Here is a 12577-nt window from a genome sequence, read left to right on the forward strand (position 1 = left end):
AAAGCTACCTAATTAGACTAGCTTCATTATCAAGCTATGCTCAATTGAACACGGCCTAAGCACTTGGCAAAAAAGATAAAATCTCCTAGAAACTGAAGTTTCTTCGTCAATTTTCCTATTTTTGCTTTGTGCTTTTGACGGCCTTTGTATCTTGTTAATTGAACACGGCCTAAGCACTTGGCAAAAAAGATAAAATCTACACGAAGGGAGAAAATCTGGTTTATTTTACCTTATAGTGCTAGGAACCGTAACCGAAGATTATACTCGAGTATATCGCGAGGTAAAGTGACAACATAAAAAGCCCTCTGAAAATCAGAGAGCTGATTTGAGCTCGGGCTAAAATCCTAGTGAAACAAAAAAATCTACACGGTCAGAAAAGTCTCTATCGTGCCATTTTCATACATGATGTATAGTCCAAGTAGAATGAATACTAAGGGCACAATGATTCGCTCGTATTTTTCAATTGTCTCGAATATTAACGGAATAGAGGATAACACCCGACTAATCTCGCATAAGATAATTATGCCGATTACAAACACAAGCAAAGCCACGAGGGTCTGTGACCAATCTAACGAAGCAAAATAAGGTATATAGATACCTAAATTATCTCCACCAGACGCAATTGTCAGCAATGTAACTGTCAAAAACAGTTGATTTGCCTTGCTTTGTTCTAATCTTTCAATAATTTCTTCCTCTTCTTCCTCACCTTCTCCAACAATTGCAAAGCGAATCCCTAAATAGATAGGGATTAAACCAAGCAATCCAACCATCCATTCTTCAGGCACGAAATTAACGACATAAGCAGCAACTAAACTCGCCCCTACAAGTAAGCCTGTGCCTAGATATTGCCCCGCATAAATATGCCATTTTTGTTTATTCTGTGATAGCTGTGCAAATAAAATAAATAAAATAATTAAATAATCGATACTGGTGGAAATATAAACACCAATAGCAGATATGATTGTCTGTCCCATAAAAAAACCTCCTGTATTAGTCAGTAATAAATCAGCAGATTTTAGGAGAGCACAGACACATTAATTTAGCTATCGCTAGTGGGTAATTTCGAACGTAGGAAAGCATTTTACTCCTCCTCAAAACGTAGTTACAAAGTAATTTCTAACTGGAATTCGGTGACTACTTCCATGTAAAGTATAACATACTATACTTTACTTCGTAAAGTGTGGGCTCTCCGAAGGGGCTTGCAGACAGCTACTCGGCTTTTCAAGCCGAGTAGCTACGCACCTTTATGGTGTAATTAGCTGATACCATTTGAGGTTTTTGTAGTCTCCAAAATTGTGATCGATAAAACCTCAATAAAAAAGCTCTCTAAAAATCAGAGAGCCAATTTGAGATTGGGATAAAATCCATACAAAAAAGCTACCCAATGGAGTAGCTTCATTATCAAGACATGCTCAATTGAACACGGCCTAAGCACTTGGCAAAAAAGATAAAATCTCCTAGAAACTGAAGTTTCTTCGTCAATTTTCCTATTTTTGCTTTGTGCTTTTGACGGCCTTTGTATCTTGTTAATTGAACACGGCCTAAGCAAGCAGATAAAAACAAAAAGCCCTCTGAAGTCAGAGAGCTCCAGTCTTGCTGGATAAAACGTTTATAGACTAGGCGGACGAGGCGAAGATTGTACTAATGGTACATCAAGCCGAAGCCAACGAAGTATAGAAACGTTTTAGACGCAAGATTAGCGACGAAGTCCTAGAGAGTTGATCAACTCACGGTAACGGTTAACGTCGTTTTTACGCAAGTATGCAAGCAAGTTACGACGGCGACCGATTTTCTTCATCAATCCACGGTAAGTAGCGTGGTCTTTTTTGTGTTGTTTGATGTGTTCGTTAAGGTGGTTGATTTCCCAAGTAAGGACAGCAACTTGAACCTCTACTGAACCTGTATCACCTTCGTGACGTGCATATTGTGCGATGATTTCATTTTTTTTCTCTTTTGAGATTGCCATGATGTTTCTCCTTTTTATTTGGCTTCATCCGAGTGACAGGTTGGCATGCCTGCAACCAAGAAGAAGTTATTTGTCTTTCCGACAGTTCTTATTCTACCAAGAAGCAGGGACTTTGTCAACTGATTTACTTTTTAAAAACTTGATCTACTCTACTGATTTCAGGGCTTCAAGCATATCCACCTTTCTCAAGTGGTGATTTACAAAGAGACCCAGTAAGGCTAAGATCACAGTCACTGCGACGATTGGAAGAGCAGAGACTTCCCAGCTGACTCGTGGATAAAAAAGTATGGTGACAGGTGAGATCATTTGAATCAAAAATTGATGTAAATAGTAGCCGCCTACCAAACCGAGAACAATCCCCACAAAAGACAGCACCATGGTCTCGCGGTAGATATAGAGGGTCACTTCTTTATTATGGAAACCGAGAACCTTGATGGTCGAAAGTTCACGGATACGTTCTGCCACATTGATATTGGTGAGATTGTAAAGAATGACAATGGCTAGCAAGACGGAAACAAGGACAAGGATTGCCATGGTTTTATTGAGAGAATTGGCTACAGATTCAAAAAGGTGGATAGCCGTTGCATTTTGGACCACCCCAGAAACAGCAGTTTTTTTCATAAAGGCCGCAGCTTCTTTCTCCGTATTGGATGGTGTTGGCTCTTTTAATTTTACTAGGTAGGTATTGTCTTTCGGACTGGTACCGTAGACTTGTTCGTATGTCGCTCGGTTGAGATAAACAAAGTGTCCAACATAGTTTTCAGAAATAGCCGCGACCCTGATTTCTTTCCCATCAAGCTCCAGCTTGTCTCCAACCGTAATACCTTCTAGTTGAGCTAATTTTTGACTCACGACTGCTCCATCTGTGACCTGCACCTCTTGGCCATTTTCCTCTAATGCGATAAAGGGTTTGAAATTTTCTCGGCTTGTGACCATTATAGTGATAGTCTGAAGTCCTGCTTTTCCTTTGAAATCTTTTTCAATGGATTTAGAGTAAATCTTTTGATAAGCATGGATAGGCTCAGCTTGCAAGGCACTTTCTAGGTCTGCTTTTTCTTGCTCCGCTACACTGCTCTTTTCCGCTACAATCATCTGGTATTGCTGGATTTGTTCAAATTGACGATCGACAACTCCTCCCACAGAAGACTGAATGCCAAGACCTGCAAATAGGAGAGCAACCGAACCCGCAACTCCAAAAATGGTCATCAACATCCGTTGCTTATAACGGAAAATATTTCGCGCCGTAACCTTATGAGTGAAGCTCAAACGACTCCAAATAAAGCTCAAGCGTTCCAGCAAAATCTTTGATCCTTTAACGGGAGGTTTGGGCAGCAAAAGTTGAGCTGCTTCATCGTGCAATTCCCTCCGTGCCACCAGATAAGCCGGCAAAACGCTGGATACCCAACTTAAAGCTAGGGCAATAAGACTATAAGACCAATAGAAATACTCCTGACTTTTCCCAACAACCATTCCAGCTGTTATAACATCCGAAATCACGCCTGCAAGGAGATAATGTCCTAGAAGCGTTCCTAAAACAGTTCCCACAGTTCCTGCAAGAAAACCATAGAGGACAAACTTGGCAACAATATCTTTATTCTGGTAACCTAGGGCCTTGAAAATACCAGCATTGGTACGCTCTTCATCCACAAAGCGAGTCATAGTTGTAAAGGTCACCATTGCAGCAACCATATAAAGCACCACTGGAAAGATATTCCCGACAGAACGAATACTTGCTGAAGCGTTACTGTACATGAGATAGCCTTGACCGCCTGGCATGGTTTGGCGGTTGTATACATGGTAAGTAGGCTCTGCCAGTTCATCAAGCTCTTTCTGGTGTTGTTCAAGCTTCTCTTTTTCCTTGGCTAGATTACTCTCTGTCTGAGCCATTTTTTCTTTTTCTGTAGCCAATTCTTCCTTAGTTTTTGTCAATTGCTCCTTGACTTGACTCTTTTGAGGCTCAGGCAAAGCAGTCACTTGTTCTTCTTGCGTTTTCAATCGACTTTCAACCTGTTCTAACTGGCTCTTGCCTTTTTGAAGGTTACCTTCAGCTGTTTGGAGCTGCTCTTTTCCATCTTCCAAGCTCTTTTGCCCATTTGCTTTGATACTTGCCAATCTTTTTTGACCATTATCGGCAAGCAAGTTTTGTAAGTCTTCCTGGTGTTGATCTCGTTTGCTTCTATAGTCTGATGAAAAAGCATCCAAATTTTTTAAATCATCATAGCGCACACGCGCAATGCTATAAACATCTGAGTCAAACTGACTGGGTAAAATCACTCCATAGCCAGCCAGGCTTCCATTTCCACTACTAGCCCCTCCCAAGTCTTCTTGAGAAAGTATCTCACCCGACTGAACAAATCCAGTAATTATGAAAGATTGGGATTTTATAACAGACTTTCCTTCTTCTTTCTTGCTAAAGGTAATTGTCTGCCCAATCTGATAGCGGTCTTTCCAGAAATCAGCCAAGGCAATTTCCCCATCAGCCTCTGGAAGTCGCCCTTCTGTCACTTGGAAGGTTGAAATTCCCTCTGGCTTAGAATACAGTCGAACCGCTTCTTCACTATTTTCAACGGTTAGGTCTGCCATATAGCCAAACTCAACACTTGCTCCTTGAAGGGTCTTTAGTTCGTCCTGATCTTCTTTGTCCAAGCCATAATCAGCTATCACTGCCAGATCCAGGGTATTGGCTTTACGGAGATAATCCCCTGCCGTGCGTTCCATGTTTGGACTGGCTACTTTAAGACCTACTAGGGCTAAAGAACCCAGCATCATCAAGGTCAAGATAGAAGCAAAGCGTCCCTTAGAAGCAATCACCGACTGGAACATGTCTTTTCGGTATGTTTTTTTCATGCTAATACTCCAATGTATCGATAGCCTGTGGATTCTCATTGATTGTTACTCTCATAACAGTGGCATCACGCATGTGAATCACGCGATCAGCTATAGGAGCTAGCGAGCTATTGTGAGTCACGATGATTACCGTCGCTCCCTTTTGACGAGACATGTCTTGGAGAATCTTCAAGACTTGCTTCCCTGTCTGGTAATCCAAGGCACCTGTCGGTTCATCACAAAGGAGAATTTTAGGATTCTTAGCTACAGCGCGTGCAATGGACACTCGCTGTTGCTCCCCTCCAGAAAGCTGGGCTGGAAAGTTATTGAGGCGATGAGCCAGACCTACGTCTGTCAAGACCTGCTCAGGATCCAAGGCATCTGTCACAATTTCTGAGGCCAATTCCACATTTTCCTTGGCTGTCAGATTGGAGACCAGATTGTAAAATTGAAAAACAAAGCCTACATCTTCACGACGATAGTTTGTTCGTTGGTGCGAACTATAGTTGGCAATATTGGCACCATCAATCCAAATCTCCCCCTCATCATTGGTATCCATACCTCCTAGGAGATTGAGAACGGTTGATTTTCCAGCACCTGAAGCGCCAAGAATAATGACCAGCTCCCCTTTTTCAATTTCAAAATTCACATCACGATTAGCCACAATCTCCGTATCCCCAACCTGATAACGCTTGTAACAATGTTTCATCTCAATATAAGCCATCGTCCTTCTCTCTTTCTTACAATTAAGTCACTCTTTACTATCATTATAACGCTTTTTCGAAGAGTTGGATACTAGAATAAAAAGAAAAACCTAGGTATTCCTAGGCTTTCTTTTTACAAATTATTTTCCAAGGTAGTATTCAGAAACTACGTTCAATTTTTCGTCGAATTCGAATACCAATGGTGGGAAGTTAGGGATTTCCACGTCCATGATCTCGTCATCTGACAAACCTTTGATGTGTTTTACAAGGGCACGGATTGAGTTACCGTGAGCTCCTACGAATACGTTTTTACCATCTTTAAGAGCTGGAGCGATTTTATCTTCCCAGAATGGAAGGGCACGTTCCAAAGTCACTTTCAAGTTTTCAGCATCTGGAATAACTGAATCGTCAAGTGAAGCGTAACGACGATCAGTGTGAGCTGAGTGCTCATCATCACGGTCCATGTTTGGAGGCAATACATCGTATGAACGACGCCAGATGTGAACTTGCTCATCACCAAATTGTTCAGCAGCTTCAGCTTTGTTTTTACCAGTCAAACCACCATAGTGACGTTCGTTCAAACGCCATGATTTTTCAACTGGAACCCACAATTGATCAGAAGCTTCAAGAGCCAAGTTAGTTGTTTTGATCGCACGTTTCAATACTGAAGTGTAAGCTTGGTCAAATTCGATACCAGCTTCTTTGATCAATTTACCAGCGTCAATCGCTTGTTGTGTACCTTTTTCAGACAAATCAACATCAGCCCAACCAGTGAAAAGGTTAGCTTTGTTCCATTCAGACTCACCGTGGCGAGCAAAAACCAATTTTACCATTAGATGGATTCTCCTTTAAATTTTCCGAGGTTTCCCCTCGTTTATCTATTCTATTTTACACAATTTTTCACAAAAAAGCTAGTTAAAATCGACAAGTTCTGACAGTCAGGAAGTAAAGTCCTCTCATCCTGATTAGGAACTTCTATAATTCATTACTTTTTATTTGCAAAAATAGAGGTTCTAAAATCATTTGTTTGGTCTAGGTAGGCTTTAAAGACTGCTCTCTTAAGTTTATGGACGGCACTGTCAGTTTCTGGGTTATAGTCACTCCAACGCGTACCTTCTGCATCCTTGAGAACAGCTTGATCCATCAGTTCTTGCAATTCTTTTACTCTTTGAATGGTTTTCGTGGCATTGCTCATCCATGATTGCGTCGGATCTTTAAAAGTAATTTTATTCAAATGATCAAACTGAGCAACGCGCTCTTGATACATAGCTTTTTTAAAGCCTGCCCAAGATGAATACTGACCACCAAATAGCTTTTCTAAGACAAGCTTATCTGTCACTAATCCTTGCTTTTTACCGTAGAGGTTGATTGTCTGACCATTTTGTTTAGCAATTTCTTCATATTGGTTGGAAATATATGGGACCATACCATCTTTAAATCCTTTAGCAGCTAAGAGTTCATAAGCTATCCTACGCCCCATAAGATCTCCAGGAGTTCCTTTCTCACTGCTCAATGCTGAAAAGATTGGTGCAAAGAGTTTAATCGTAAAGTAGCCATTTCTCTCATAAGTGCCAGCCTGATACTCTCGAGCCGAAAGAATGTTATTGTCAATCAAACTCTCAAAGCTAGTCAATTTTTGGGCTTCTTCTTCAGTCAAATCTTTCACAACATTAGTAGCATAAACATCATTTCCGTCTGCTGGATCTTTCACATACTTGTTCTCAATTTTTCTGAGAGCTTCCATTTTCTGGGAAACATTCAGTTTCTTAACGATTGATTGCCCTTCAAGATATTCCAACAGATAGATGAGGTCAAACATGTTATGAACATATTTTTGGAGATCGGATGCATCTTTGAATCGTTCCGTCGGATCTAAGACTTGTAGACGGGATCCTTCTAAGCTATCTGATTTTGAATGTTTCAAGATTGAGTTAATAGTAATGGTTGCATCATTTGGATGATCTGGCGCTTGTAATAAGCCTTTAGCAAAGAACTCAGGACCAAGACCACTTCTTCTACCATAGCCACCAAGATAGATATCCTGATCTGAATCATGGGTCATCTCATGGGTATACGTAATAGCGCCATCCTTATCCAACATACGGTAAGACATATAATAGACACCATCTCCTGTTGCGTATGCACCGTGATGATTATGAACTACCTTGTTACCAACTGGTCCAAAGAAATGTTGCATTGCAGGATTTGAATTCTCAAAGTCTGCGATTGTTGAAGCCTTTCCTTCAGTATGATCATCACCAAACTTATAGGCATCATAAAGCAGGATCGTACGATAGAGTTTTTCACGTGACTGTTTATCCAAAATACGATACCAATAATCGTAGTGATCTCGCTGACGCTTGGCTGTTTCACGCGCATTATCTTCAACAAACTTATTGAGTTTATCTCCAGCCCTATAGTCACTGTTGCGGTAGCGATCGTAAGCGCCAAATCCTAAGCTAGACAAGGTTGAAATGACAAATACAGATCTTTCTGGCAAAGTAAGGAGAGGCAAGACCATATTGCGGTATTTCCAAGTACTACTAGTAATTCGGTCATAAACACCGATAGAATACTTAGTCCCTGCTTGCTCTTGCTTAGCTTTGACCTCTGCAATAGTGGATTTTTCTTCGACAATGAAAGCTTTGGTCTGTTTTTTAAACCAGTCATTGTTGCTAGTGTTTGGTAAAAAGACTTTTCGGTAATTTTCTAGCGTGCTAAACAAATCTGTCGTTCCATGATGGCTGGCAAGACTGATACCATAAGTATCAACGTTGTTCTTAGCAAGCAGATTATTAAATCCTGATTTCCCTAACTCAATCAAAGTATCTAACGGAGATGCATTTCCTTTTCCAAAGAAATCAAGGTGATACAAGACCAAGTCTTTAATATTAACCTGACCATAGCTAAAGTTATACCAACGCTCCAAGTAGCTCATACCAAGAAGCAAGGCTTCCTTGTTACGCTTGATTTTATCTACAATATAACCTGTCATTACTTGATTGTTTTCCACTAGACCAGCATCCGCTGACAAGAGTTTTCTCAGACTGTCTTCTAGATGCTCCTTCGTTTTAGCAAACTGCTCTTCTAGATAGAGCTCGGTTTGCTTCACTTTTGGTGAAATACCAAGTGTGTTTCTAATAGCATCTGAATGATAATTTACCTTCTTCAATTCTGGTAAGACTTGCCGGATAATCGTTTCTTGATTATACAAGAATTGGTTTGGCGTATAGAGAAGCCCCGTATCTCCTAGACTATATTCTGCCAACTTAGCAAAATCATTCTGGTACTTGAGCTGGAATGTTTCAGAGGAATGATCCTGGTAATGGAGCAAGAGTTTGTTTGCAGTCTGTTTGTTGGAAACAATATCGGTGATGACTTGGTCATCCTTCATCATGACTGCAGACAAGAGTGCTTTTTTATATAAAAGACTGTTCTCATTGACCAGGTTTCCGTATTTGACGACGGTTGCCTTGTTGTAGAAAGGTAGCAATTTTTCAATGTTTTTATAAGCCAAGGCGCGCTGAGCTTGATAATGATTCACCTTAGAAAAATCACTTTCTTTACTACCACTTGTTGAAAGGGGCTCCACTGTTGGAGGAGTGAAAGGAGTGATTTCTGCTTTTTTATTAGTCACTTCAGAAGCATCTAAAATTGTTCCTCTTTCTACAAATGATTCCTTGCTGACGACTTCTTCCCTGACCAAGGTGACATTGTAGACTCTATTAGCTTTGTTGCTGAATGTATTAGCCACCTTCATTTCATTATAGTGGTAACCGGTAATAGCATTTCCGTTGGTTACATTGACATCGCTTAGTACATTGGTCAATCTTCCTGCATGCTGTTCCTCATTCGTCTTTCGATCCCACAAATATCCAGCCACACCTGCAACTCTACCAAAGTGCTTGACATTGTTGATATCACCTTCAGCATAGCTATCCTGTATATGCGCATCTTGGTCTACTAGACCTGCTAGCCCACCAACAGTCTGATCTGAACTATTCGTGTTGGATGAAATGGCTACTGTCGCTTTTGACTTAGTCAGTGAAGCTCTGCCTCCTGTCAAATGACCGACCAAACCACCAATATTGTATGCAGCAGTCGTTTCGTAGGTATTAACAATTCTTCCCTTAAAACTGCTCTCTGTGATGCTTGATTGGTCTGCCTTAGCCAACAAACCACCGATACCACGTTCCCCAGCCAGAACACCATCGACATGAACTTGCTTAATCTTTGTGTTATCCGTAGCTTCATTTGCCAGTGAACCGATATCATCTTTACCTGAAATAGCGACATTTTTTAGGCTCAACTTTTCTACTGTGGCCCCTCTCAATGTGGCAAACAGTGGCTTTTTCAAATTGTAAATAGCATACTGCTTACCATCTTTTTCACCAATCAACTGACCAGTAAAGGTGCCTTTGATGTAAGATCTGTCATCAGGTCCCAACTCCACTTCGTTGGCATTCAAGCTAGCCGCTAAATGATAGGTTCCAGAGAGATTCTTGTTGATTGCTTTAACCAGGTTGCTAAAGGAAGCGAAAGTTGTTGTTTCTTCTGTGGCCTTTTTTGCGAGATAGAAGGTGAAATTATCGACATATTTATTTTCTAGCTCTTGCTGGAGTTTCTCAGCTTTGGCTATGATTTTATAAACGGATTGTCCATTTTTTATTTCTGCAGTTATTGAAGCGACAGGTAGATAGACATCTTTGAATGACGACGATTTTGCCTTAACAAAGTAAGTGTCTATATTACTTGGAACACTGTCTAAAGAAACATGTTGTTTGTAAGTACCATTGGTCTGACTATATAACTCCAGATCAGAAACATTTCTTAATTCAAGTGTTTTTTCTGGATCTTTTTCTTTTGGTTTTTCAGCCGGATTTTCTGGTTTTGCTTGCTCAATATTGCCAGTATATTCTGGAAGAGGGGCAATTTGTTCGGGTTCAACTATTGCTCCCGATTGGGTGCCTGTATAAGATGGTTTCGATGGTACCTGTTCTGGTTCGACTATTGCTCCAGATTGAATGCCAGTATATTCTGGTTTTTCATTTGTCTCAGGGGCTACAACAGCTCCCGATTGCTCACCTTTATATTCTGGCAAGGAAGCATGGGTCTCTGGTTCGACGATGGTCCCAGCTTGAGCTCCCTTGTACTCTGGTTGTGGAGCTACTTGCTCTGGTTCAACAACCGCTCCGGACTGGGGACCTGTATAGGATGGCTTATCAGCCGTTTCTGGTTCGACGATGGCTCCAGATTGAATTCCTGTATATTCTGGTTTTTCATTTGTCCCAGGGGCAACTATTGCACCCGATTGCTCACCTTTATATTCTGGCAAGGAAGGCTGAGTCTCCGGTTCGACAATGGCACCAGCTTGAGTTCCCTTGTACTCTGGTTGTGGAGCTACTTTCTCGGGTTCGACTATTGCTCCAGACTGAGTGCCTGTATAGGATGGTTTATCAGTTTTCTCAGGGGCAACTATTGCATCAGATTGCTCACCTTTATATTCTGGCAGGGAAGGCTGAGTCTCCGGTTCGACGATGGCACCAGCTTGAGTTCCCTTGTATTCTGGTTGTGGAGCTACTTTCTCTGGTTCAACAACCGCTCCGGACTGGGGACCTGTATAGGATGGCTTATCAGCCGTTTCTGGTTCGACGATGGCTCCAGATTGAATTCCTGTATATTCTGGTTTTTCAGTTGTCTTAGGGGCAACTATTGCACCAGATTGCTCACCTTTATATTCTGGTAATGAGGCCTGAGTCTCAGGCTCTCCTTTTCTTGCAGACTGAGGTGCTTCACTCGGAGCAACTGCCTTCTTAGTCCCTTTTTCTACTATACGTGGTAAGGCTTCTTCTACCTTAGTCGAGAGAACTTCTCGGGAAATTTCTTGATTTTCAACAGTGAAGATGCGAATAAGTTCAATCTTCTTCCCAGCACGACCTTCTTGTTTGACACGAATGGTTCCCTCTGCTAGTTCGGGATTTTCCTGAACCACTTCTGAAAAGTCTAGATTGGTTACAATCTCTTGATCTTTGTATAAGAGCTCTGGTTTATTTAAACGACCAGCCAAGACTTCGTCATGAGGATCCACACTAGCAATACCAGACGGCTTTTGATTGGGTGAATCTTTAGAAGGGATTGGCTTGTCAGTAGGGATTGTTGGAGACGGATTTTTCCGCTCATCTCTTACATTTTGTCCACCTTCATTGGACTGGAAATGAGGGTGAACCGTATCGTCTAGTTTCTGATCTCTAGCAACAGTTTCTAACTGATTAATTTTCTTGTCTTGCTTAATATAGCCTAGATAGGTATAACCTGACAGGACTCTTGGCAGAGGCAGACTATCTCCTTGGGATAATTGATATTCTTGATTGTATTGTAGCAAAAGCTGATTTTCAATAGCCTGAACCGAAGAGACCAAACCGCTCCCCACGCCTGTTATCAAAACAACCTTCAACAATGCTTTCTTATTGCCTTTCTTTCTCGAAACAGCAAAAATGAGGAGTCCAATCGAAGCGAGGGCTCCACCAGTAAGGGCGGTAACCAGATTATTGTGCTCACCGGTATTAGGCAACTGACCTAGTTGGGCTTTCTCATCCATACGATAGACTAGATAATAGGTACTCTCACTATCTTCAGCAATATTAGGAAAATCCTTTACAATCAAGTCCTTCTCTTGCTTACTTAACTCTGTATCTGTCACATATTTGTAGTGAATAGATACATTTTCTTGAGCAAATACGGTCCCACTGCTAGCAATGGACACAAAAAATAAGCTCGAAATTGAAGCAGACACAAGACCAATCGCCAACTTTCGTAAGGAAAAACGATGCTGCTTCTCTCCAAAAAATTTTTTCATTCTATATCCTCTCTATTATTTTATCCATTTCAAAATAGAAGAAGCATTTTGCTTCCTCACTATGATAAACTTACAAGAAACAAAAATACTTCTATATATATTTTGATATATTTAATCTACAACCATCATTATACTATAAAAAGAGTTCCTTGTCTCAAATAAATGCTTTAGATTTTACGAATGAAATAGCTTATTTATCCTGTAAAATTTTCCGTCAATTGGTAA

The 12577-nt window shown here is 40.9% G+C and carries 6 protein-coding genes; all 6 read right to left on the reverse strand.

The features are described 5' to 3' along the window. Nucleotides 1–362 precede the first annotated feature (362 nt). Entirely contained in the window at nucleotides 363–974 is a 612-nt protein-coding gene (locus tag KUA57_RS03485) for a CadD family cadmium resistance transporter (RefSeq protein ID WP_125448184.1), read from the reverse strand. Nucleotides 975–1696: 722 nt separating this feature from the next. Beyond that, the gene (gene rpsO, locus KUA57_RS03490; protein WP_001018251.1) at nucleotides 1697–1966 is read right to left on the reverse strand and encodes a 30S ribosomal protein S15; all 270 of its coding nucleotides are present in this window, start codon (nucleotides 1964–1966) and stop codon (nucleotides 1697–1699) included. 144 nt (nucleotides 1967–2110) lie between these two features. Further along, nucleotides 2111–4819: an FtsX-like permease family protein gene (locus tag KUA57_RS03495; RefSeq protein ID WP_185756818.1), complete on the reverse strand. Its 2709-nt coding sequence runs from the start codon at nucleotides 4817–4819 to the stop codon at nucleotides 2111–2113. Then, on the reverse strand, nucleotides 4815–5516 hold the full coding sequence (locus tag KUA57_RS03500; protein ID WP_020901700.1) for an ABC transporter ATP-binding protein: 702 nt from the start codon (nucleotides 5514–5516) through the stop codon (nucleotides 4815–4817). Before KUA57_RS03500 ends, KUA57_RS03495 begins: the two co-directional genes overlap by 5 nt. A gap of 120 nt (nucleotides 5517–5636) precedes the next feature. Next, nucleotides 5637–6329, reverse strand: a complete 693-nt coding sequence (locus KUA57_RS03505) for a phosphoglycerate mutase (protein WP_000240129.1) — start codon at nucleotides 6327–6329, stop codon at nucleotides 5637–5639. A 152-nt stretch (nucleotides 6330–6481) separates the two neighbouring features. Next, a complete protein-coding gene (locus KUA57_RS03510; protein ID WP_218493628.1) occupies nucleotides 6482–12352 on the reverse strand; it encodes a ZmpA/ZmpB/ZmpC family metallo-endopeptidase in 5871 nt (1956 codons plus the stop codon). Nucleotides 12353–12577: the final 225 nt, after the last annotated feature.

It is taken from the genome of Streptococcus vulneris, assembly GCF_019218685.1.
In the GTDB taxonomy this organism is placed as follows: domain Bacteria; phylum Bacillota; class Bacilli; order Lactobacillales; family Streptococcaceae; genus Streptococcus; species Streptococcus vulneris.